Below are 25,070 nucleotides of genomic sequence, written 5' to 3'. Positions count from 1 at the left end.
GCTAATGTTTGTTACCTTTATTTACATGCTTAAACGGAAATAATACTTTATCAATCATTACAAAAATCTTATCTTGTAATACTCCAATAACTACAATAATTATTAGAATAGCAAAAGCTTTATCTATTCTACTTTGTCTTTTCGCTGTCCATATTAACTCACCAATTCCACCACCTTTATTTAACATTTCAACAATAGTAATGTAGGTCCAAGAAATAGCCGTTAACACTCTAATATCATCAATTAATTTAGAAAGTACATAAGGAATGTAAACCGTTTTTATTGTTTGCCAAGGCGAAGCTCCTAAAGTAAACACCGTATTTAAATATACTTTTTGAACCTCATCTATTCGTTGAACAACTACCGGAATTAAATATACAACTATACCAAAGGCTAAAAACGACACTTTCATCTGACTTCCTAAACCTAACCACATAATAAAAATACCGGTTACAGCTGTTAATGGAATAAAACGATACGAGTCTATAATTTTACTAAATAAGCCTCTAAACAAAGGTACTAACCCTAATAAAAAACCAATAGGAATAGCTACAACTATTGCTAATAAATAACCAAAAATATTTAATTTTATAGAAAAGAATGTATTTCCAATTACATCATCATCTCTATTTAATTCAGGAAATGCTTTAATTACTTTTATAGGAGAAGGTAACAATGGGTATACCTTATTTTTTATCAATCCATATTGCTCTAATTCTTCTTTATTTAAAAGTTCTAATTTATCATAACTAGCAACTAATATAGAATCATTTTCATAATACAGTTTATTTTCTTGCTTTAACGTTGAAACGTTTATGGATCCATTTTGTGTGATAACAGAATTTGATAAAACTTCTGCCATTAAGAACCATATTAAAACAAGAATTACGCTTCCCAAAATGGTAAGCGTAATTTTTTGTTTTGAGTCTAGTTCTCCACGTAACTCAAATAATTTTTTAAAATCAGTACTCATTAGTCTACTACTAATTCAAAGTCCGTTCTTCTATTCTTTGCCTTACAATTTGCGTTTTGATTCCTTTCACATCCAGCAATAGGCTTATCAGGTCCGTTACCAACAATAATAAATCTGTTTTTAGGCATGTTATGCTCACTTATTAAATACTGAGCAACAGAATTAGCTCTTCTTTTAGAAAGCGCAATATTAGAAGACCTTCCTCCTACATTATCAGTATTCCCTTCAATTCTAATACGAGCATTGGCAAACGCTCTTGCAATTGGGGTAAATTGAACATCTATTAATTGCTTTGCATTATCACTTAACTGATATTCTCCAGTTCTAAAAGTGATACTTACTTTTTTAGAAGAAAGTGATTCTTTTTTAGCTACGGTTTCACTTGCCGCAGTAAACTCTTTTTGTTTTTCAGAAGTATGATTGGCTCCTGTTAATGATTTTGTTTTAGACACTAAATCTCTTGTAGATAACAACCTCCAGCTTTTTGCTCCTGAAGTATTATATCCTAAGTTATTATACTTCACTTTCATTTTGTTGTATAAATCTTCTCCAGTAACACCATTATAATTTTGATTCATACCAAAAAAGTTTTCATTATCTCCATGAGTTGCTAAACGCACATTATTAATTGCATCATAACAAAAATCTTCAGGTTGTGATAAACCTTCAGCTAAAATTTTCGCTGCTTTTCTTTTATTCGCATCTGAATTATTAAGTTCAGAAGCTCCAATCATCCAACCTTCATATAAATCACGAAGTTGTTCTTTATTTTTTTCAATAAAATTTTTCTTAGAAACAAATACATCAGCAATAATATGTGTTGCATTTTTAGTACTTTCTAACACACGTGCTCCAGCAACTTTACTAACACAATCAGCATCATCTGGACTCCAAACTACTGCTGCATCAACTGTTCCACTTTTAAAAGCGTCTGCAGCATCAATAGCACTTGGTACCTCTACAATTTTCACCTGACTTGTTTTAATATCTCCAGCTTCTAATAACCAAATTAAAAACGAATGAGAAGGCGTCATAGGTGCTACTGCAATTTTCTTACCTTTTAAATCACTAACCTTACTAATTCCTCTTCTTGCAACAATTGCATCACCACCACGACTCCAGTCTGCTTGAAAAACTACTTGTGGTTGGTATTGTGATAATCCTTCAACTTCAGTAGGAAAAGCATCAATTGTTGCCCACATTAAATCAATATCTCCATTTTTAAATGCATCTCTTGAAGCATCAAAATCATCAATTACCTTAAAGTTTACTTTAAAGCCATAGTCCTTGTAAAATCTAGAGTTCGTATTTGCTTCAAATCCTTCATTAAAATATTGTCCACCTGCATAACCACCCCAAGTTACTACACCTACATTAATAACATCTTTGTATCCATCTTTTGATTTAGAACTAGATGTTGAAGTAACTTCATTTATTTTTTGCTTTACTTTAGGGTCACGTAATTTATTTAATAGGTAATACACCCCTCCAATTATTGCTAAAACAATAAGTATTTTTGAAAATGGAGTTAGTCTTTTTCCTGCCATAATTTATAATTTGATTTGTTGTTAAAAGTTGAATAAATCTGAATATTGATTATCTTGATTTCCTCTATTATTTTTTAATATTGGTGCATCTAAATCTACACTATGACTATCATTTACCAATATATCTTTTTGGTTTCCTAATATTAAAGAAACTCCTTCTTTTTCCCATTTTTCTAATAATTCCAGTCCTTCTTCTTCAAAAATACCGTTCTGTAAATCAATAGAATCCATGAAATTATTTGACATTTCCATAAAACGCTCCATTTCACCAATTTTCATACTTACATCATCTGCAATTGCTTCCAAAGCTCTATCGAACATTTCTTTTTTATCAGAATTTCCAGCAATAATATCCATAGCTGATTTCATAGCTGAATGGCTTGCTCGTATTGCTTTTCTTTCTTGTTCCTTAACAGTTACCTGATCTTCAATATCTTCTACTAAAATTTCAGAATTTTCATACATTTTGGTTAATACTCTATATAAAATTTCTAATTTTCTATAGAGTTCATCCAATCGTAAATTAGATTCTTTTAAACGACCTGCTTTTCTAGACTTCAAAATCATTATTCCTTTCTTGTCTTTCTGCTTAGCTGCGTTTGCAAGTTTTAAATTACTATTTATACTTTTCTTATTTTCGTTAATAATTTGTTGTAAACGTCTCATCTGTCCTTTTAAAACAGCAATTTGTTTATTCATTTTTTTCAAATTGCTTTTTAAATCGTCTACATAACTTTTTAAAATACCAATTGGATCAATCTGAATAAATATACCAGTTATCCAACGCATAAATGATTTATACATATAGAAAATCAAGTTTCTCATTTTAGGATCTAAGATCATGTAAATAACAGCTCCCAAAACAGCTAATAAAACTCCTAAATACAAAGTATTTTCAACAATAGTTATTAAATATGGAAGTACTTTATACAACCCGTATAAAGCTCCTGCTCCTAATAAACCTGTAAATAACATTCCTGTTTTTCCTTCAGGTCTTTCCCAAAAAGATTTTGGTTTTAAATTTTCCATATTACTTTAAATATTGTTTCATTTTTTCTACATCTTGCTCTAATTGTGTTCTTAGATGGTGATAAGAAAGCTTAAAATCATTTTTAGTCTTATCTATTTTCGCTTTACTCTCATCAACAACCTTTCTTAATTCAGAAATTTGTGCCTGATGTTTTGTTATTTCTTCAGTAAGTTGTTTTATTTTTTGTGATTTTTCTTTAATTATAGCATCAAATTGAACAATCTCTTTTTCTTTGTCTCCAACCTTAGTGGTTAACTGTCCTTCAAAAGCTTTTGTAAAAGAGTTGTTTTCATTATCTAAAACACTAATATAATGTTTTGTTGAATCGATTAACTTACTTAATGTAACTCCCATTGTTGATGCAGTTGCATAAGTTGATCTGTATTTTGTTGCTTCATCCATTGGGATTTTTTCTAAAGCCTTTAATGCTTTTTTAAACTCCAAATAGTCAAATCCTTCTAAATTATTTTTCTCTATAGCTTGTAGTAACTTATCAATAATAGCATTATCAACGGCTCCCTTACTTGTAGGAGGTACATTTACAGTAGTTTTATTTTTTGCAGGTTGTTCTGTCTTTTTTACAACAGTCTCTTTTCCTTCTTTATTTTCAGGCTCTTTCTTTTCATCTGATGAATCATCTACTATAAATAGTGATTTTAAATTTTTTAGCATAAATAATCAAATTTTAACAAATTTAAAAAAAATAACGAATTATAAGGTATACAAAGGCATTGTTATTACTTAACAAACCTACTCCAACCTATTTTTAACACAATAAGAAGCACTATAAAAATACCTATCAAGTGTATAAAGCTCCCAATAAAAAAGATACCTATAAAAATTCGTTGAATAAAATAGGTAACAATAAATGCTATGAAAATCATAATAAATAACCCTGACAATCTACTAAAACCAGGTATTCGTTGTAACGGGATTGTTTTTTTTATGATTAATAACAATACAATCATAGCTATAATTGGCAAATAATAAGTTACCACTTGAAGAGTTATCAAGTTTTGGCCTAAGAAGAAAAAATTATAAACCACTAAAATTATCGATAACAATCCTGGTATTACAGCTGCATATATTAAAATTGTGTATAAATAATTGATCGGAGCTTTAAAATCCTGTGCCTTAACAAACAGCAATCCACATAAAGAAATAATAAGTAATGTAACGTAGTAATTAATAATTATATTAGATTTATTACTAAGTAAGTTTATAATATCTTGTACAGTCATTTGAAGTAATTTACTTGTGTTTTATAGCTCTATTAAGGTTAAAAAAAATGATTCAGCAATATACTTATAAAAAAATTAGGGAATATTTGTTACTTTTAATCTATGAAAAACGCAATCACACTTCTTGCTTTACTTTTATCAATTTTATCTTTCTCCCAAGAATTAACTGGACTCGAATTACTAGAGAAATCTATTCAATATCATGATCCAAATAATAAATGGAAAACATTTAAGGGCACATTATGGGTGAATATGGTTACTCCTAATTCTCCAATTCGAAATAGTGAAATTACAATTGACCTACCGTCTGATTATTTTTATTTAAAAGCTTTTAAAAATAAAAATACTACAGAGTATTCTATCAACAAAGGTATTTGTAAAATCGAATTTAACAAGAAAATCAACCTCTCAGAAAAAACAAAAAAAGAACACAATCTAAGCTGTAAACGAGCTAATCTTTATAAAAATTATTACACCTACTTATATGGTCTTCCTATGAAACTAAAAGATAAAGGAACTATAATTCACAATAAAACAACGCGAAAAAATTTTAAAGGACAAGACTATATCGTTTTAAAGGTTACTTATGAAAAAGACGTTGGCAAAGATACTTGGTATTTCTATTTTAATCCTACAACGTATTCCATGGAAGTTTATCAGTTTTTTAAAAACACTAAAGATAGTGGTGAGTATATATTATTGTCAGAAGAAGAGATTATTAACGATATTAAAATGCCTAAAAATAGAGCTTGGTATTACAATAAAAACAACAAGTATTTAGGAAGTGATATTTTAGAAAAAAGCAACTCGATTTAAATTAACTATGCCTAATACTAAAACGTTATTTAAAAAAATACTTATTTGGAGGTACAAAAACATTTCTGAACGTCAGTTTATTTATGTTTTAAGTATTTTAGTTGGTTTTTTGGCTGGAATTGGCACACTAATTCTAAAAAACTTAACCTACTTTTTCCAATATATTTTAGAAGGAAAGTTTATAAAAGATATTCATTATTCTTTGTATTTTATCTTTCCAATTATAGGATTATTCTTAGTTTACTATATTAAAAATAAAATTATTAAAAAGGAAATTGGTCATGGTATCTCAACAACTTTGCATGCTATTTCCAAACGTAGCGGAATTATTGAACAATATAAAATATACGCTTCACTTATTACAGCACCAATAACTGTTGGCTTCGGTGGATCTGTTGGTTTGCAAGGCCCTTCTGTAAGCACTGGAGCAGCGCTAGGATCTGGAATAGCACAGCTGTTTCATATGAACACCAAAACTAGAATGTTACTAATTGGATGTGCAACAGCTGGAGCAGTATCATCTATGTTTAAAGCCCCAGTTGCTGCTATTATTTTTGCTGTTGAAATTTTTAGTTTAGATTTAGCTTTTGCATCTCTCATCCCTCTTTTATTAGCTTCAGTTTCTGGAGTTATTGTTTCTTATTTTTTCTTAGGAAAAGATGTTTTACTCGGTTTTAAACTTCAAGACGACTTTTTAATTAACGATCTATTTTTCTACATTTTATTAGGCTTAGGAACTGGTATCGCATCTGTATATTTTTCTAAAATTTATTTTAAAATCACTCGTTTTTTTAACCACTTCAAAAGTGATTTTCACAAATTGATTATTGGTGCTTTTGCTATTGGTTTTATGTTATATTTAATACCACCTTTGTACGGTGAAGGTTATAATATAATTAATAGCTTATTAGAACACAATGCTCAAGAAGCACTTAACGACCTTCCTTATGAGATTGATTTTAACAACGTTTGGATAGTTGTTCTTTTTTTACTTTTAATAACAGTCTTTAAAGCTATTGCAATGACCACTACTTTTGCTGCTGGTGGAGTAGGAGGAATTTTTATACCTACCTTAGTAATGGGGAGTGCACTAGGTAATGTATTTGCTAAAATTATAAATGAGTTAGGTGGTCAAGTTTCTGAAAGTAACTTTACATTAATTGGAATGAGCGGCCTAATGGCAGGCGTACTACATGCTCCTTTAACTGCTATTTTTTTAATTGCAGAAATTACTGGTGGTTACGATCTTTTTGTCCCTTTAATGCTTGTAGTTGCTATATCTTTCGCCTTAACAAAATACTTCGTTTCAAACTCAATATACACAATAGAACTAGCAAAAAGAGGGGAACTTATTACGCATAATAAAGATAAGAATGTGATGATGATGATGCGTATTGATAAATTAATTGAAAAAAATTTTAAAATAATTCACCCAGAAATGACACTAGGGAAAATGCTAAAAGAAGCCGTTGCAAAATCATCAAGAAACATTTTTCCTGTTTTAGACAATGAACATCGTTTTTTAGGTATTGTTTTATTAGACGATATTCGTCCGTTAATGTTTGAACAAGAAATGTATGACACGCTAACAATTCAAGTACTTATGAAAAGTGCTCCAGCTATTATTTTTCATGATGATAGTATTGAAAAAGTAATGCAGAAATTTAAAGAAAGCGGCGCATGGAATTTACCCGTTATCAAAAACAAAAAATATATTGGTTTTATTTCTAAATCTAAACTACTATCTGCGTACAGAACTAAATTAATTGAACTTACTGTTTAATAGAAAATAACTAAGCAAACAATGTTGCAAAAGCCTCTTCAATCTTCCCTACTAAAACAAGCTTAATATTATGATTTTTTAAAGTGATTTTATTATATTTTGAAGCAACAAAAGTTTTATATCCTAATTTTTCTGCCTCTATAATACGTTGATCAATTTTAGATACTGGTCTAATTTCTCCAGCCAAACCAACTTCAGCCGCAAAACAAACGTTCGGATTAATAGCTAAATCTTGATTTGATGATAAAATTGCCGCAACTACTGCCAAATCAATTGCCGGGTCATCTACTTGAATTCCACCAGTTATATTTAAAAACACATCTTTAGCTCCCAATTTAAAGCCAGCTCGTTTTTCTAATACTGCCAAAATCATATTTAAGCGCTTTAAATTATATCCTGTTGTAGAACGTTGTGGCGTTCCATAAACAGCCGTACTCACCAATGCTTGAATTTCTATCATAAGTGGACGAACACCTTCTAATGTAGAAGCTATTGCTGTTCCACTTAAATCAGCATCTTTTTTTGAAATTAATATTTCTGAAGGATTTGAAACTTCTCTCAACCCAGTAGATAACATTTCATAAATTCCTAATTCAGCTGTAGACCCGAAACGGTTTTTTTGCGAACGTAAAATCCTATAAGTATGATTCCTATCACCTTCAAATTGCAATACCACATCTACCATATGTTCAAGAATCTTTGGCCCAGCTATATGCCCTTCTTTATTTATATGACCAATCAATAAAACTGGAGTAGCAGTTTCTTTAGCAAATTTAATTAACTCTGCTGATGTTTCTCGTATTTGTGAAATACTTCCTGGAGAAGCTTCAATAGAATTTGTATGTAATGTTTGAATAGAATCTATTACCAAAACATCGGGTTGTACTTCTTCGATATTTTTAAAAATCTGTTGAGTTTTGGTTTCTGTAAGAATTAAACAGTTAGAGTTTTTCATATCTAATCGTTCTGCTCGCATTTTTATTTGCGATTGACTTTCTTCACCAGATACATACAAAACTTTCTGTGGGATTTGTAACGCAATTTGTAATAACAAAGTAGATTTACCAATTCCTGGTTCACCTCCTAATAACACAACTGCACCTTTTACCAATCCACCACCTAAAACTGTATCTAGCTCTTTATTTTTAGTACCAAAGCGCTCTTCAGGATTCAACTGTATTTCTTCAACTCGTAATGGCTTTGACACCCTTCTTTGAGTGTTATCAGTTGTCTTCCAACTTCTTTTCTCTTCTTTTTGCAGTACTTCTTCTACAATTGTATTCCATTGTTTACAAGTATTGCATTGTCCCACCCATTGAGCATGTTGGGTTCCACAATTTTGACAGAAAAAAGTAGTTTTGGTTTTGGCCATTCTAGTTGTAAGATTTACCTACAAAGAAAAGAAAACTATTTGTTTTTATTATAAATCGGCAATAGTAAAAATGCCAATCCACCAAAAACAATAATCATAGCAGTTTGAGCAGTCCACATAATCCAACCAAAAGCATTTGCTGGCTCTTCAGGAATACCAAATAAAGCAAAAGCACCTGCTACAGCTATAGGATATAAACCTACACCTCCATTGGTAGCAGCAATACTAAATCCTCCTGCTATAAAACCAATCAGTATAGCTCCAAACGGAACATTTAAACTTTCTATTGCAGGAATCGTAGCCCAAAACATAGCCACATACATTGCCCAAATAAAAACAGTATGAAAAATAAATGCCCACTTATTTTTCATTTTAAAAATACTAGTAGCCCCTTCAACCAAACCAGTAACAAAATTCTTGATTTTTAAACCAATTCCTGAATTTGCTTTTTTAACAAACTGTGAAAAAATTAGAAAACCTATTATTAAAACACTAAGTAGTATTACAATTTTTACTGGTGAAAAATTCTTTGTGAGTAATTCATAAATAAAATCAAACTGAACAAACAAAGTAATGCAAATAATTAATAACATCATTATTAGATCAGCTATCCTCTCAGCTACAATAGTTCCAAAACCTTTCTCAAATGGTATTTTTTCATAGTTTGCCATCACTGCAGCTCTAGAAACTTCTCCTGCTCTTGGCACTGCGTAATTCACTAAATAAGCAACCAAAACCGCCATGGTACTATTACCAAAATCAGGTTTATACCCCATTGGCTCTAGCAAAAACTTCCACCTATACGCTCTAGATAAATGGCTTAGTATTCCAAAAAACAACCCTAAAGCTATCCACCAATAATTTGCACTTTTAAAATACTCCAATAAAGTATCTATAGATACTTTAGATAATGAATACCAAACTAAAAAACCTCCCAAAATGAGAGGTATTATAACTTTTAATATCTTTTTTAAACCCACTTCTAATTAAGTAAATTAGTTTCTTCATTTGGAAAAACTAATTGTGGTTTGAATTTTTTAGCTTCTTCTAACTCTAAAAAACCATACACAATTAAAATTAACACATCTCCTTTAGCAACTTTTCTTGCAGCTGCACCATTTAGAGTAATTTCACCACTTTTTCTTGGCCCTGGTATTGCATAAGTTTCCAAACGTTCACCATTATTATTATTAACAATCTGAACACGTTCTCCTTCTATAATACCTGCAGCATCCATTAAATCTTCATCAATGGTTATGCTTCCTATATAATTTAAATCAGCACCTGTAACTTTTACACGGTGGATTTTAGATTTTACTACTTGTACTAACATACTACAAAAATAGTTGTTTTTAATGATTAACGATTTGTTTTCTAATGAATTTATTTTAGTCCAACATTATCAATCAAACGAATATCTCCAGCAAAAACAGCTATAAACGCTCTGTATTTCTTTTTCGCTTCGATATTTTTCGGAGTTTGCAACGTATTTTCGTCAGCAATAGCGAAATATTCTAACTCTAATAAAGGCTCTTTTTTAAATTGCTTTTTCACCCACTTTGTTAACTCTTCAATATTTTTTGCTCCAAATTTTTTCTTTGCTTTCTTTAAAGTCTTGTATATAAAGGGAGCTATTTCTCGATGTTCTTTAGTTAACCTTGCGTTTCTAGAACTCATGGCTAAACCATCATCTTCTCTATAAATAGGTCTTCCTTTTATCTTTACAGGAAGATCATATTTTTCTGCAAGTTTTTTAACTATTTGTAGTTGTTGAAAATCTTTTTTTCCAAAATAAGCTGTATTTGGCATTACTATTTCAAGAAGAGCTTTTACTATGGTTCCCACACCGTCAAAATGACCTTCTCGAAATTTACCTTCCATTTCATGTTCCAAACCGTCAAAATTGAATTTCTCAGAGCTTATATTGTTATCATAAATCTCTTCCACTGAAGGCACAAATAAAACATCACAGGCTACACTCTCAAGTAATTCCTTGTCGTTCTCTAATGTTTGTGGGTATTTTTTTAAATCTTCATTGCTATCAAACTGAGTTGGATTTACAAAAATACTTACCACAGCTATGTCGTTTTTTTCTTTCGCTCTTTTAACAAGTGATAAATGTCCTTGGTGTAAAGCACCCATTGTAGGCACAAATCCAATTGACTTAGCCCTTTCTTTTTGTTCAGCTAAAAACGCTTTTAATTCTAATTTTGTGTTAAATATATTCATTGCCTATTCATTGAAATGCATGCAAAATTAGCAATTTAACATCATTTTAGCATAAAAATTCGTATTTTTGCATCCTCATACAAAGAGTTCGATTTAATGAAGGATAAGAGAATATTATATGTTTCATCTGAGGTGATACCATATTTACCAGAAACAGAATTATCGTCAACTGCATTTAACGTTGCAAAACAAGCACATTCTAAGGGGGTTCAAACACGTATTTTTATGCCTCGTTTTGGGGTAATCAATGAACGAAGACATCAATTACATGAAGTTATTCGTTTATCTGGTATGAACTTAATCATTAACGACATGGATATGCCATTAATTATAAAAGTGGCTTCTATTCCTAAAGAACGAATGCAAGTTTACTTTATTGATAATGATGAATACTTCAAGCGTAAAGCCGTTTACTCTGATGAAGATGATCAATTATTCAATGATAATGATGAGCGTATGATCTTTTTCGCCAAAGGCGTTATTGAAACTGTAAAAAAATTAAATTGGGCACCAGACATTATTCATGTTCATGGATGGATGGCTTCCTTACTACCATTATATTTAAGAGAATTTTATAAAGAAGAACCATTATTTACTGAAAGTAAGATTGTAACTTCGCTTTATAATAATGGTTTTAAAGGTGAACTAAATAACGAACTTGCAAAAAAAGTTTGTTTTGACAAAATTAATAAAGACAAAACAACCGTATTTGAAACACCTAACCATATTAACATACTAAAAAGTGCTATTGAAAATTCAGATGCAATAGTAAAAGGTAGTGAAACATTACCTAGTGAAATTGAAGACTTTATTGGAAACAATGATACAAAAGTTTTAGAATTTCAATCTGAAGAAAATTTAACAGAAGCATATTTAGAATTTTATAAAGAAAACGTTTTAGAATTAAGCGAATAAGAATGGTTAGAAAAATTGGTATTTTAGGTGTAAGCTTACTTTGTTTAGCTTCTATTATCTCGTGCGAAAAAGATCTTAATGATATTGGTACTGGTATTGTTAAAAACACAAAATTTAATACAAATCAAATTGACCTGGAGTTAGAAATTACTCCAGTAGATTTAGAAGTTGATTCAAATGGTAATCCATCTGCTATTAGAGCAGACAACATTAATACAGCTGTTTCTGAGTATTGGCTAGGGGTTTATAACAGTAAAGATTATAAAACTGTAGAATCATCATTCATTAGTCAGTTAGGTTTTGTAACCGACCTTAAAACACTAGATACTAATCCTGTAGCAAAAGATGGTGATATAGATTCAGTTTTTATTTTAGACAAAGTAATATTAAAGTTACCATATAGAGCTACAAGTAAAGGGAAAGAAAGTGACGGAAAGCCTAAATTTCATTTAGATTCTGTTCTTGGAGATCCAACTATAGCTACAAGCTTAAAAATTATCAAAAATGGTACATTTTTAAATACATTTGATCCAACAAACCCGTCAAAAAACAATTCTTTTTTATCTAATCATACCTATATAGAAGATGAAGTCCTAAATGAAGACCCTAATTTTAGTTTTAAACCAAATACTAGAGATACTATGTATGTATTTACACGATCTACTAGTACTGGTGTTACATTTAAAGACACTATAAAATTAAGTAACAAAGCTCCTTTCATAACAGTTCCTTTAAAAATGAACAGAATGAAAGAACTTTTTTGGGACAAATTTAACGATAGTGAGTTTTCTTCATCACAAGCTTTAAACGAATACTTTAGAGGCATCTATGCAAAAGTAGAAGGTAGTAACGGGTCAATGGTTCCATTAAGTTTATTAGGAACTAGTGAGTCAGCAAGTTTAGAATTTTATTACACAATTACTCGTTTTGAAAAGAAAGAAGGAATAACAAATTCTGTATACAAAGACACTGTTCCAACCAAATTTTCTTTTCCTTTAGCTGGTGTTCGTAATTCTAAATACAAAATGTCTGCTGCAACTAATAGCATTCCTTCTAATAATTTTGTTATTCAAGGAACTACTGGTTCTATGGCTAATGTTAAAGTTTTAGGCGTTAATTTAGGTAAATTAAAACTTAATGACCCTAACAATACAATTTTGAAACATGAAGCAAAAGACAATAATGGTGATGGTTATTTAGATTTAGAAGAATTATCAAACATTAAAGACCTTGCTAATGATCAATATGGCTTATTAGTTAACGATGCTGTTTTATCTTTTTATATAAACCAAACTGTTAATACTGATAAAAATATTTTACCTCAAAAACTACACCTTTATCTTAATAAAGATAATGGAAGTGGAGGCATAACTCCAACACAAATTTCAGATACATATAAAGAGTCTAACACCTATGGTGGTAACTTAATTTTATCTGATGATAAACCAGAAAGATACACTTTTAGAATTACCGATTATGTAGCTAGTTTATTTGACAAAACTTCTACTGATTTCGCACCTCTTGTTTTAAAAGTTTACAACAACCCCACTGATGCTTCTCTTAAAAATAGAGCGATAGATCTTAATGTTGAGTCTTACAATTGGAACCCTAGAGGGGTTACCATTTTAGATGAAAACGAAGCTGCTAACGGAACAAAAAGAGCAGTTTTAAAAATTTCATATTCAGAAAAAAAATAAAGAATTGATATGTGTGGTATAACAGGTTACATAGGCTATAGAGATGCTTATCCGATAGTAATTAATGGTTTAAAAAGACTAGAATACAGAGGGTATGATAGTGCTGGAATTATGATGTATGATGGAGAGAAAATGCATTTATCAAAAACCAAAGGTAAAGTTTCAGACTTAGAAGTAATTACCAATAATGATGACTCTAAAAAAGAAGGAAAAATAGGAATTGGACACACTCGTTGGGCAACTCACGGAGTTCCTAATAATACAAATTCTCACCCTCATTTTTCTCAATCTGGAAATTTAGTTATCGTTCATAATGGTATTATTGAAAACTATGATACTATTAAAAAAGAATTAATCTCTCGTGGATATAGCTTTCAAAGCGATACTGATACTGAAGTTTTAGTTAACTTAATTGAAGAAGTTAAAAAAAATGAAGGTTGTAAATTAGGAAAAGCGGTTCAAGTAGCATTAACAAGTGTTATTGGAGCTTATGCTATTGCTGTTTTCGATAAAACAAAACCAAACGAATTAATTGTTGCAAGACTAGGAAGCCCAATAGCGATTGGTGTTGGGAAAGATAATGAAGAGTTTTTTGTTGCTTCTGATGCTTCTCCATTTATTGAATACACCAAAAACGCTATTTACCTAGAAGATGGTGAATTAGCTATTATCAAAAAAGATAAAGGTATTAAAGTTCGTAAAATTGACAACGATAAAGAAGTTGATACCGATATACAAGAACTTCAATTAAACTTAGAGCAAATAGAAAAAGGTGGCTATGACCACTTCATGCTTAAAGAAATTTACGAGCAACCAAAAGCAATAACAGATACTTATAGAGGTAGAATGTTAGCGAATGAAGGTGTAATTCGTATGGCTGGTATTGATGATAATATTTCTAAGTTCTTAAACGCTGATAGAATTATTATTATAGCTTGTGGTACTTCATGGCATGCTGGATTAGTAGGTGAATATCTTTTTGAAGATATGGCTAGAATACCTGTAGAAGTTGAATATGCTTCAGAATTTAGATACAGAAACCCTATAATTACTCCAAAAGATGTGGTTATTGCAATTTCACAATCAGGAGAAACTGCTGACACTTTAGCCGCTATAAAATTAGCAAAAGCAAAAGGTGCTTTTGTTTTTGGTGTATGTAATGTTGTAGGTTCATCAATTGCTAGAGAAACTCATGCTGGTGCGTATACACACGCAGGGCCAGAAATAGGTGTTGCTTCAACAAAAGCATTCACTACTCAAATCACTGTGCTTTCTTTAATTTCATTAAAATTAGCAAAAGCAAAAGGAACATTATCTACTTCTGCTGTTAACAATTACTTACAAACACTACAACAAATCCCATCTCAAGTTGAAAAACTTTTAGAAATTGATCCTGTTGTCAAAGAAATTGCGTCTGTATATAAAGATGCTAAAAACTGTTTATACCTAGGTAGAGGGTTTAATTTCCCTGTTGCTTTAGAAGGTGCTTTAAAGTTAAAAGAGATTTCTTACATTCATGCTGAAGGTTACCCTGCTGCTGAGATGAAACATGGACCTATTGCTTTAATTGATGAAAATATGCCTGTTTTTGTTATAGCAACAAGTAAAGGACACTACGAAAAAGTAGTTAGTAATATTCAAGAAATAAAATCTAGAAGCGGTAAAATTGTAGCTATTGTCACTGAAGGTGATGTAACAGTTAAAGAGATTGCTGATCATGTTATCGAGATTCCAGATACTGAAGAAGCATTTACTCCTTTACTAACCACTATTCCATTTCAATTACTGTCTTATCACATAGCAGTAATGTTAGATAAGAATGTAGATCAACCTAGAAATTTAGCAAAGTCGGTTACTGTAGAGTAGTTCACTTTCATTAAAAAAATAATTAAAAGTCTCAGAATTCTATTTTCTGAGACTTTTTTTATTGAAAGTTAAATACACAGGAAAATGATCTGAAAAACCACCTTCATACCATGGGCCAATATATGTTCTAAAGGGACTACCTTTAAATTTACCTTTATAAATTCTCATCCAAGGTTTCTTGAAAATTTTAGCCTTCGAAAAAATTAAGCTACTTTCATCATTATCAAAATTATTTGATATAATTATCTGATCAAATAAGTGCCATTCGTTATAAAAAGTTGAAGTTCCATTATTTTTTTTATGCATAGTATACATAGGGTTGTAAAATTCATTAGTTACAAGATGTTTTTTAACACTCTCACTTGATGGATCATCATTAAAATCTCCCATAATAATAAACTTAGATTCAACTTTTTCTTCACTCTTTATTTCTTCTATAACTTCATGAACTAACTTTGCTGCCTTAATTCTTTTATGTTGAGTTTTATCCTCTCCATCTCTCCTTGACGGCCAATGATTAACTAAAACATGCACTAAATCACCGTTTAAAACTCCTTTAACCACTAGTAAATCCCTGGTGTAATCATGATTCCCATCAGTACCGCTTAAATGTAATGGATGCGTTTTTGATGATAAAACAGTAAATAAGTCATTCTTATATAGCATTGCAACATCAATACCTCTTTCATCAGGTGAATTGTAATGTATATAACTATAATTATGATTTATAAGATTTTTATGCCTTATTAAATCTTTCAACACTTTAGCATTTTCAACTTCTACTAAACCAATTATAGCTGGAGCATACTTTGATTCTTGAGCACCTAAAAGAGGTAATATTGAGCTAATTTTTTTTATTTTATGTCTATATCTATTTTTATTCCATTTCTTCTTTCCTTTTGGAGTAAAGTCATTATCCATTGTTAATGGATTATCAATGGTATCAAATAAATTTTCAACATTATAAAAAGCAACTGTAAGAGTGTTTTTTCGTTTATTTCTAGACATTTAATCAAAAAAATTTCATCTAATTTACAAAGTAAATATTACAATTAAACATTGTGATAACACAAAGTATTGAAAAATTTTTATTAATTTTTTTTAAAAAAATATCAAATCAATAAAACTATACAACAACAATTTAATTATTAACTATAAATGTAAATAAAAAACAAGCATAACTCAATGTTAAGTAATTGTTACGCAACACTATAAAGAGTATTAAATAACATAAAAAACATTTTTACATAACACAAAAAACAAACTATAAACAACTAATACACAGTATTTTTACAACATAAAATAAACAGAATATTTAACCCTCTATTTATAAAAACCAAGAAAGATGAGAAAATTTGTTTTATTAGTATTTGTTGCTTTGATGAATGTCTCAGCATTTGCAATTAATGAAAATCCAGTAAAAGAAGAAATCAGAACCAACATTGTAAAATTATTAGGAAAAGTAGATTTTACTATTGAGAAAGATGTTAAAACTACTATAGATTTCTTAGTAAACAAAAAAGGTGAAGTAGTTATTTTAGACGTAGATTGTGCTAGTCCAGAAGTTTGTGCTTACATTAAAAGTAAACTAAATTACAAAAGAGTGTATAAAAACATAAAAAAATCAGTACAAATATATAAAATGCCTTTAAAGATCGTTAGAAGTTAATTAATGAAAGTTGTGTATAATTAAAACCTCGCAAAGTCGAGGTTTTTTTATACTTTTTTTATAACGCTAGTTACCACACCCCATATAACAAAATTATTTTCCTTTGTTATTTTAATAACAGGATAGTCAGGGTTCTCTGGTTGTAGCCATACATTGACTCCCTCAACTCTTAATCGTTTAACAGTAAATTCACCATCTAAAAAACATACTGCTATTTTGTTATTTGTTGGTTCAATACTTCTATCAATAACCAATAAGTCATTATCATCTAATCCTGCCCCTATCATAGATTGACCACTAACTCTCGCAAAAAAAGTTGCTTCTTTGTTCTTAATTAATTCTTCATCTAAAGAAATACGAGTCTCTTTAAAATCATCAGCGGGCGAAGGAAATCCTGCAGAAATCCCTATATCTATGTACACTGAACCCTCATTTTTCAAGTCTTTAATAGAAAAAAAAGTTAATGCTTTAGATGCTTTCATATTATTTTACTTTAATAATTTGATTAATATTCGTTGTAAACTTTGGAGACAAATGTTCTTGACGCATTTTCCAAGTACGTTTTAAATCTTGACTAGCTAATTTTATTGCATCTGATTTAAACTTTCTATTTACAGTATCTATTACCTTCATTAAAGGTTTATGTTTTGGGTTCTCCATTTCAAAAAAGTTTAATTGAAAATTTTCATCTGGTACTAGACCTGTAACTATAACGCCAGCTCTTTTATAATTTACACCTTTTTTAAAAATTGTCTCAACAGCGTTAACAGCCTCTTTGCTAATTATTAAAGATGAATTTGTTGGATGCGAAAAAACAATTGACTTACTAGCCCGATATCTTTCATTTTCTTTTTCATGTTTATTACTACTTAAAGATACAATAACCATATGACAACATGAATTTTGCTTTCGTAATTTTTCAGAACAAGACATTGCAAAAGTAGCAATACGCTCTTTTATATTGGCCAAATCAGAAAAGGTATATTCAAAACTTCTTGTAGTAGCAATAGCCTTTTTATTTAACACATCCTCTAATTTCAAAACAGATTTACCTCTTAAATCTTGTTGTAACTTCCACTCAGTTATAGAAAAATTTTTTCGCACCCATTCACTATCTAATTCTGCAAAATCTAATGCCTTAAAACAACCTTTCTCTTTTAGCCTTTTTTGAAGACGATAACCTATTCCCCAAACTTTTTCTATAGGCATCCATTTTAAAGCCTTCATCCTTTTCTCTTCAGAATCTATAACATAAACACCTTCTGTTTCTTCTGGAAAACTTCTTGCTATTTTATTAGCCACTTTACTCAAAGCTTTAGTAGGAGCAATACCAACACAGGTAGGGATTCCTGTCCACATTGAAATTCGTTGTTTTATTTTTGTCCCATAATCATTAAAATTAACTTTATCAAAACCTTTAAACTCTAAAAAAGCTTCATCAATTGAATATACCTCAATATCTGGCGTAAAATTGGATAAAATATTCATTACACGTTCACTCATATCTCCATACAAAGGATAATTTGAAGACAAAACAGTAACATTATAACTTTTAAATTCCCTTTTAAATTTAAAAGCCGGTGCTCCCATAGGAATAAACTTTTTAGCCTCATCACTGCGTGAAATAACGCACCCGTCATTGTTACTTAACACAACCACAGGCTTCTGAAGTAAATTCGGATTAAACACCCGCTCACAAGAAGCATAAAAATTATTACAATCAACTAAAGCAAACATCGTGTAAAGATAAGAAATTCGTACTTTTGCACTCTATGATAGAAACACGTAAGGCCATATCTGAAAAAGCGGTTTTAATTGGTATTATAACCCAACAGCAAAATGATAAACAATCTGAAGAATATTTAGATGAATTAGAATTTTTAACATCTACTGCTGGTGGTGTTACAGTAAAACGTTTTGTTCAAAAACTAGAAAAACCAAATCCTAAAACATTTTTAGGTACTGGAAAATTAGATGATGTAAAAGCATACATAGAAACTCATAATATTGGTACTGCTATTTTTGATGATGAACTTTCTCCTGCGCAATTAAGAAATATAGAAAAGATTCTTGATTGTAAAATATTGGATAGAACAAATTTAATTTTAGACATCTTTGCAAACAGGGCACAAACCAGCTCCGCAAAAACTCAAGTAGAACTAGCTCAATATCAATACCTTTTACCTAGGCTAACAAAAATGTGGACTCACCTTGACAAACAAAAAGGTGGTATTGGAATGCGCGGTCCTGGTGAAACTGAAATAGAAACAGATCGTCGTATAATTAGAGATAAAATTACCCTTTTAAAAAAGAAATTGACCACCATTGATAAACAAATGGCCGTTCAACGAAAAAACAGAGGTAAAATGGTTCGTGTAGCTCTAGTTGGTTATACCAACGTTGGAAAATCAACTTTAATGAATGTTATCAGTAAAAGCGATGTTTTTGCTGAAAATAAATTATTTGCAACACTTGATACAACTGTTAGAAAAGTAGTAATAAAAAACATTCCTTTTTTAATGACTGACACCGTTGGTTTTATAAGAAAGTTACCTACGCAATTAGTAGAGTCGTTTAAATCTACTCTTGACGAAGTTAGAGAAGCTGATTTATTATTACATGTTGTTGATATATCACATCCAAATTTTGAAGATCATATTTCTTCTGTTAATCAAATTTTAGATGAAATTGACAGCGCAGACAAACCTGCTGTTATGGTTTTTAATAAAATTGATGCTTATACACATGAAACAATAGATGATGATGATTTAATTACAGAAAAAACTAAAGCGCATTATACTCTTGAGGATTGGAAAAAAACTTGGATGAATGATTTACAGAAAGAAAGTATTTTTATTTCAGCACTCAATAAAAGTAATTTAGAAGAATTTAAAGAGAAAACATATAATGAAGTTAAAAAGATTCATATTGAACGCTTTCCGTATAACGATTTCTTATACTTAGAGTAGTTTTTTTCTTTTAACTCAACATCATATTATTAACATAAAACACCTGAAATTAGTTTTTTTAATTATTTTTCTATATCTTTAAATTATTATTTTAATATAATATTAACATTTTAAGCCCCCTAAAAATGAAAACGCTCATAAATTTAACACCTTCACAAAAAAAAGAACATCAAAAAAGTAATTTTTTAGTTTTTCAAATACAAACATATAATTATTAAAAAACTTCCTAACTAATAATTAGCAAACTAAAATACCCCCTTTTAGAATTAGTGACTATACACTAAATCTATTTTTTTAGTAAGCAAAATTTATAGGATTTAATTATAAACGTATGAGAAAACTAACCCTATTATTACTAGCCCTACTCGGTTTTCAAGTAGCATTTTCTCAAGAAGTGTGTACTTCAAAATCTGATGTAGAATCCATTAATGAAATTTCTAATATAACAAAGTGCATAGTTACTGGCACTAACAAAATAGATGGTTCAAAAAAAGCATCTAAAGTTATTGTTGTATCTAATAGAAGTAGACATAAAAGACGTCTATTTGAAAATAAAGAAGTTCATACTGCCAACCAATTACGCGCAGCTAATATCAACATCAAAGCAGAAAACAGCAACAATCAATTAAAAATAAATGACTTAAAAAGTAGAATAGCTAAAATAAACAATGCAATAGAAGAGGAAAATTCACGTAGAAAAATATCTTTTGACACTGTTGATCAAATACCACAATTCCAATCTTGTTCAGATAGTTCTTTAAGTATTGTTGATTGTTTTAATCATGAAATGCAAAAACACTTAGTTCAAAACATTGTGTACCCAGAAGACGCAATTAGAAAAAAAATTACTGGTGATATTTGGATAAGCTTTGTAATTACAAACAAAGGAACAATAAAGAATATTATTACTACTGGACCTAAAGACAGCGACTCTTTAGAAAAAGAAGCCATTAGAGTAGTTTCATTATTACCTAAATTTATTCCTGGTAAACAAAATAATAAAGATATCAATGTTACATATACATTTCCTATAAGCTTTAACCTTGATAATTCACTAGATTAAAGTTATTGAATATAATATAATATTAAACAGAAAAGAGTCTAGTTTTTTTAATTAAAAAAACTAGACTCTTTTCTGTTTAATTAGTGAACAAGAGAATAAAAACTCATAATAAAACCTATAACACCCTATTGTAAAACCAACATAAACAACACTTTATCTATTTAGACTTTATACAAATAGTGAAATAAAGTTAAAAAAATAACTTGATTTAATTTTTTTTCATAAATTTGCACCCGCTAAAAACAGCTAACTAACTAACAAGCTACTAACAAGTATATTACAATTTTAAGGTTATTAATTTTTGAACTCCCCTTTTATGAAAAAAACACTTTTACTCGTAGTATTAGTAATGATTTCAGTTTTTAGTACTACAGCTCAAGAGGTCTGCGCATCTCCAGAAGATGAATCATTAGATTTAAATAGTATCACAAAATGTACTATTAAGCCATCTAAAAATTCGAAAGACAAAAAAACTAGACAAATTACAGTTAAAGTTTCAGCAAGAAGACGTTTTCTAAAGAAAAGAGAACCTATAAAAAAGCGTGCAGCTTCTAGTCTTGGAACATTAAACACAGCTGGTGTTAGTAAAATTGAAACTACTCCTAGTATTCAAAATGAAAAAATAAAAACTAAATCAGTTAGTTTAAAAAACAATATCGAAAGCTTAAAAGAAAAGTTATCTAAAGAAGAAGTTAGGAAAGCTTCAAGATTTACTGCTGTTGATAAAATACCTTCTTTTGACACTTGTAATAGTGTAAAAAAAGAAGATAGAATGAATTGTTTTAACACAGAAATGATTAAACATATTCAAAAGTATTTTAGATATCCTAGTGAGGCTGTAAGAGATCAAATTCAAGGTGAAGTTTGGGTTCGTTTTATTATTGACAAAAATGGATATGTAAGAAATATAAAAACTCTAGGGCCTAAAAATGGAGAAATCCTAAATGAAGAAGCTAAAAGAGTTGTAACCAAACTTTCACGTTTTAAACCTGCAAGAAGAGAAGGAGAAAAGGTATCTGTTAAATACGGCTTCCCTATTAACTTTTCTTTAGAAGAATAATTCCCAATCACTTTTATATTATAATTAAAATTAAAAAAAATGTTTAAAAAACAGTTAGCAATGATTGTTTTTACTTTATGCGTTATGGTTAGCTATGCGCAAGTAAAAATTAATGGAGTCGTTTACGATGAGTATTTAGAGCCGTTTTACAATGCTAAAATTACAAATGGTAAAAACTATGCATTATCTAATGAAGATGGAGAGTTTTCTATTACTATTAGTAACAAATTACCTCAAACGATAATTGTTTCTTCTTTTGGCTACAGAACTGAAACAATAGAAATTACTTCATTAGATCAAGAGGTAAACGTAATTCTTAAAGAAAATTTATTATTAGATCAAGTAGTTATTTCTGCTTCTAGAGTTCCGGAAAGAATTATAGAATCACCAGTAACTATTGAAAGATTTGGTCTTAATGATATAAGAAAGAACACTTCAAATTCTTTTTATGATGGTTTAACAAACTTAAAAGGAATTAGCTCAAGAGAAGGTAGTTACGGTTTTAAATCTATTAACACAAGAGGTTTTGCTGATTTTAGCAACTCTCGTTTTGTTCAATTAGTAGATGGAATGGATACAGCTGCTCCTGCATTAAATTTTAGTGCGGGTAACTTATCTGGTGTATCTGAATTAGATATAAAAAGCGTTGAAATTTTACCTGGTGCGGCTTCTGCTTTATATGGAGCAAATGCATATAATGGTATTATGCTTTTAAATACTAAAAGCCCTTTTGATTTTACAGGTATCAACATACTTCTTAAAAGCGGGGTAATGAGTCAAGAAGCTGCAGGAAACAATACATTTTATGATGTTGCAGTAAGAATGGGTTACAAGTTTAGCGAAGCGTTTGCAGCAAAAGTTAACTTCTCATATTTTGAAGCTGAAGAATGGCATGCTAATGACACTAGAAATAGAGAAGTAGATACAAACAAACTAATTGATGGATCACTTAACTCAACTCCAAACTATGATGGAGTTAATACTTATGGTGATGAATTATTTTATGGTTTATCTAATTTTAATGCATTTTTACAATCTGTTAGACCTGGAAGTCCAACGATACCAGCAGATCTTCTTCTTAGAAGAACTGGGTATGCTGAAAAAGATTTATTAAATAGCTATAAATCTAAAAATTTAAAATTTTCAGGTTCTTTACACTACAGACCTTTTAAAGATGAATCATTAGAAATTCAGTTAGCAACTAGACTAGGTATGGGAGACAATCTTTTCCAAGGAACTAGTAGATTTGCACAACGTAATTACTATATAGGACAATCAAAATTAGAAGTTAAAGGAGATAATTTTTATGTAAGAGGATATTACACAAGAAATGATGCAGGAAATAGTTATGATTTAACCAGAACAGGTATATACCTTACTGAAGCATCTACTCCATTTGGATCATATATCAATGATTATTTCATTCAAAGATACCTTAATAATCAAACTGTTGAAGCTTCAAGAAATTATGCTGACAGAAACAGATTACAGCCTGGCACGACTGCTTTTAATAGTGCTTTTAATAAAATAACAACTACTTTAATAACTGAAGAAGGTGGTAGTGCTATATATGACAAAAGTTCTTATCAACATTTAGAAGGTAACTATAACTTTAGAAGTTTATTAAACGATTGGGCTGATGTTCAAGTTGGTGGATCATTTAGAGAATACAACCCTGAATCTAAAGGAACTATTTTTAATGATAAAGATGAAGCAATAAGCGTTCAAGAATATGGTGTATACACCCAAGTTCAAAAGAAATTAATGGATGAAAGGTTAAAATTAACTGCTTCTCTTCGTTATGATAAATCAGAAAATTTTAAAGGAAATGTTTCTCCTCGTTTTGCAGTGAATTACTCTTTAGGTCAAGATAAAGATCATATCTTAAGAGCATCATTTCAAACTGGTTTCCGTAATCCTACGATACAAGAACAATATTTATTTTTAAACACAGGTGTTAAAACTAATGTTGGTTCTACAGCTGACAACTTAAGAAGAATTCAATATAGAAATGAGAATTTCTTCCCTGGTTTTGGTACTGTTATTACTGAAACAACTGGTAGTGATATTATAAACAATGCTTTATTAACAAGATCTGTTTATGACACAAACTTTATAAATGCGAACGGAAGCTTAATTAAATCTGATTATAAAGAAATTCAAGCTGAAGTTGTTAAAACTTTTGAACTTGGATATAGAAGCATACTACGTTTAAATAACAACACTAATTTAGATATTGATGTTAATGGTTTCTATAGTCAACATGATGATTTTGTGTTTTTTCAAGATGTAGTTGTTCCAAACTATGGAACAGTGATTGCAACTGGTCAATTAGATGCTGATGCTAATTTAGCTTTAAACCAAGGACACGTTCGTGAGTTTTACTTAATTACAAATAGTAAATCACAAGTAAAATCATACGGTTTCGGATTAGGAATGCATACTAAGTTCTTTAGAAATTATGACTTCGGAGTAAACTATAACTTTATTGATTACTCTTTCGAAGATGCTGATTTTGGTTCATTTGAACCTAATTTCAATACTCCAAAACATACAGTAAAAGTTCAGTTAGGTAATGATAAACTTTTCAAAAACTTTGGATTTAACATTAACGGTAGATGGTTAGATAGTCATAAATGGGTTTCACCTTTTGCTAAAGGAGATGTAGAAGCTAGAACTGTTCTTGACGCTCAATTAAACTATAGAATTCCTTCGTTAAAATCTAAATTTAAAATTGGTGGTACTAATATCTTTGGAAAAGAATATTTAGTTGCACCAGGATCTGGGAGAATTGGTAAATTATATTACATTTCTTGGACAATCAATAATTAAATCTCAAT

General features: G+C 29.8%; 22 protein-coding genes. 10 read left to right on the top strand and 12 right to left on the bottom strand.

The features are described from left to right. Position 1 precedes the first annotated feature (1 nt). The 5 genes from DS884_RS08090 to DS884_RS08070 all read right to left on the bottom strand — a co-directional run bounded on the left by DS884_RS08090 (position 2) and on the right by DS884_RS08070 (position 4,791). Positions 2-973, bottom strand: a complete 972-nt coding sequence (locus DS884_RS08090; RefSeq protein ID WP_113786407.1) for an ABC transporter permease — start codon at positions 971-973, stop codon at positions 2-4. Further along, on the bottom strand, positions 973-2,520 hold the full coding sequence (locus DS884_RS08085; RefSeq protein ID WP_113786406.1) for a phosphate ABC transporter substrate-binding/OmpA family protein: 1,548 nt from the start codon (positions 2,518-2,520) through the stop codon (positions 973-975). Before DS884_RS08085 ends, DS884_RS08090 begins: the two co-directional genes overlap by 1 nt. Before the next feature lie 21 nt (positions 2,521-2,541). Continuing rightward, positions 2,542-3,549 (bottom strand): PspA/IM30 family protein, encoded by a 1,008-nt coding sequence (locus DS884_RS08080; protein WP_093869378.1) that lies wholly within the window; start codon positions 3,547-3,549, stop codon positions 2,542-2,544. Position 3,550: 1 nt separating this feature from the next. Continuing rightward, the gene (locus tag DS884_RS08075; RefSeq protein WP_093869379.1) at positions 3,551-4,222 is read right to left on the bottom strand and encodes a hypothetical protein; all 672 of its coding nucleotides are present in this window, start codon (positions 4,220-4,222) and stop codon (positions 3,551-3,553) included. A gap of 65 nt (positions 4,223-4,287) precedes the next feature. Continuing rightward, a complete protein-coding gene (locus tag DS884_RS08070) occupies positions 4,288-4,791 on the bottom strand; it encodes a hypothetical protein (RefSeq protein ID WP_113786405.1) in 504 nt (167 codons plus the stop codon). Between the two features lie 102 nt (positions 4,792-4,893). Here DS884_RS08070 and DS884_RS08065 point away from each other — a divergent pair, with 102 nt between their 5' ends. Together DS884_RS08065 and DS884_RS08060 are read left to right on the top strand one after the other, a co-directional pair. Next, positions 4,894-5,607 (top strand): DUF6503 family protein, encoded by a 714-nt coding sequence (locus tag DS884_RS08065; protein ID WP_093869381.1) that lies wholly within the window; start codon positions 4,894-4,896, stop codon positions 5,605-5,607. 7 nt (positions 5,608-5,614) lie between these two features. Then, positions 5,615-7,390, top strand: a complete 1,776-nt coding sequence (locus tag DS884_RS08060) for a chloride channel protein (protein WP_093869382.1) — start codon at positions 5,615-5,617, stop codon at positions 7,388-7,390. Between the two features lie 10 nt (positions 7,391-7,400). Here the strand turns inward: DS884_RS08060 and radA are convergent, their stop codons facing one another. The 4 genes from radA to panC are packed head-to-tail and all read right to left on the bottom strand — an operon-like array spanning position 7,401 to position 10,991. Next, a complete protein-coding gene (radA, locus tag DS884_RS08055; protein ID WP_093869383.1) occupies positions 7,401-8,762 on the bottom strand; it encodes a DNA repair protein RadA in 1,362 nt (453 codons plus the stop codon). Between the two features lie 35 nt (positions 8,763-8,797). Next, positions 8,798-9,700 (bottom strand): lysylphosphatidylglycerol synthase transmembrane domain-containing protein, encoded by a 903-nt coding sequence (locus DS884_RS08050; protein WP_233487128.1) that lies wholly within the window; start codon positions 9,698-9,700, stop codon positions 8,798-8,800. Between the two features lie 44 nt (positions 9,701-9,744). Continuing rightward, on the bottom strand, positions 9,745-10,095 hold the full coding sequence (gene panD / locus DS884_RS08045) for an aspartate 1-decarboxylase (RefSeq protein ID WP_028888691.1): 351 nt from the start codon (positions 10,093-10,095) through the stop codon (positions 9,745-9,747). A 50-nt stretch (positions 10,096-10,145) separates the two neighbouring features. Continuing rightward, positions 10,146-10,991 (bottom strand): pantoate--beta-alanine ligase, encoded by an 846-nt coding sequence (gene panC / locus DS884_RS08040; protein WP_113786403.1) that lies wholly within the window; start codon positions 10,989-10,991, stop codon positions 10,146-10,148. 96 nt (positions 10,992-11,087) lie between these two features. On the opposite strand from panC, the gene DS884_RS08035 reads away from it, so the two are divergent. Genes DS884_RS08035 through glmS form a run of 3 tightly spaced genes read left to right on the top strand, consistent with a single transcriptional unit; the run spans position 11,088 to position 15,469 of the window. Beyond that, a complete protein-coding gene (locus tag DS884_RS08035; protein ID WP_113786402.1) occupies positions 11,088-11,906 on the top strand; it encodes a glycogen/starch synthase in 819 nt (272 codons plus the stop codon). A gap of 2 nt (positions 11,907-11,908) precedes the next feature. Then, positions 11,909-13,603, top strand: coding sequence for a DUF4270 family protein (locus DS884_RS08030; protein WP_113786401.1), 1,695 nt, complete (start codon positions 11,909-11,911; stop codon positions 13,601-13,603). 9 nt (positions 13,604-13,612) lie between these two features. Continuing rightward, on the top strand, positions 13,613-15,469 hold the full coding sequence (glmS, locus tag DS884_RS08025; protein WP_113786400.1) for a glutamine--fructose-6-phosphate transaminase (isomerizing): 1,857 nt from the start codon (positions 13,613-13,615) through the stop codon (positions 15,467-15,469). Between the two features lie 39 nt (positions 15,470-15,508). Here the strand turns inward: glmS and DS884_RS08020 are convergent, their stop codons facing one another. Next, positions 15,509-16,477 (bottom strand): endonuclease/exonuclease/phosphatase family protein, encoded by a 969-nt coding sequence (locus DS884_RS08020; RefSeq protein ID WP_113786399.1) that lies wholly within the window; start codon positions 16,475-16,477, stop codon positions 15,509-15,511. Between the two features lie 337 nt (positions 16,478-16,814). Here DS884_RS08020 and DS884_RS08015 point away from each other — a divergent pair, with 337 nt between their 5' ends. Then, positions 16,815-17,138 carry a hypothetical protein gene (locus tag DS884_RS08015; RefSeq protein ID WP_093869390.1) on the top strand — a complete coding sequence of 108 codons (324 nt, stop codon included), beginning with the start codon at positions 16,815-16,817 and terminating at the stop codon, positions 17,136-17,138. Positions 17,139-17,185: 47 nt separating this feature from the next. Here the strand turns inward: DS884_RS08015 and DS884_RS08010 are convergent, their stop codons facing one another. Then, the gene (locus DS884_RS08010; protein ID WP_093869391.1) at positions 17,186-17,620 is read right to left on the bottom strand and encodes a LexA family protein; all 435 of its coding nucleotides are present in this window, start codon (positions 17,618-17,620) and stop codon (positions 17,186-17,188) included. A 1-nt stretch (position 17,621) separates the two neighbouring features. Then, positions 17,622-18,875 (bottom strand): Y-family DNA polymerase, encoded by a 1,254-nt coding sequence (locus tag DS884_RS08005; protein WP_113786398.1) that lies wholly within the window; start codon positions 18,873-18,875, stop codon positions 17,622-17,624. Positions 18,876-18,910: 35 nt separating this feature from the next. Here DS884_RS08005 and hflX point away from each other — a divergent pair, with 35 nt between their 5' ends. The 4 genes from hflX (at position 18,911) to DS884_RS07985 (ending at position 25,062) form a co-directional block, all read left to right on the top strand. Next, positions 18,911-20,107, top strand: a complete 1,197-nt coding sequence (gene hflX / locus DS884_RS08000) for a GTPase HflX (RefSeq protein ID WP_093869393.1) — start codon at positions 18,911-18,913, stop codon at positions 20,105-20,107. A gap of 331 nt (positions 20,108-20,438) precedes the next feature. Continuing rightward, positions 20,439-21,170, top strand: a complete 732-nt coding sequence (locus tag DS884_RS07995) for an energy transducer TonB (RefSeq protein ID WP_113786397.1) — start codon at positions 20,439-20,441, stop codon at positions 21,168-21,170. Positions 21,171-21,486: 316 nt separating this feature from the next. Then, complete coding sequence (locus DS884_RS07990; protein WP_113786396.1) at positions 21,487-22,230, top strand: energy transducer TonB; 744 nt, start codon at positions 21,487-21,489, stop codon at positions 22,228-22,230. Between the two features lie 39 nt (positions 22,231-22,269). Beyond that, positions 22,270-25,062, top strand: coding sequence for a TonB-dependent receptor (locus DS884_RS07985; protein WP_113786395.1), 2,793 nt, complete (start codon positions 22,270-22,272; stop codon positions 25,060-25,062). The last annotated feature ends 8 nt before the right edge of the window (positions 25,063-25,070 follow it).

The organism is Tenacibaculum sp. E3R01, from assembly GCF_003318185.1.
GTDB lineage: Bacteria > Bacteroidota > Bacteroidia > Flavobacteriales > Flavobacteriaceae > Polaribacter > Polaribacter halocynthiae.
The sequence above is the reverse complement of the archived record's forward strand: the minus strand, read 5'-3'. Positions and strand labels throughout refer to the sequence as shown.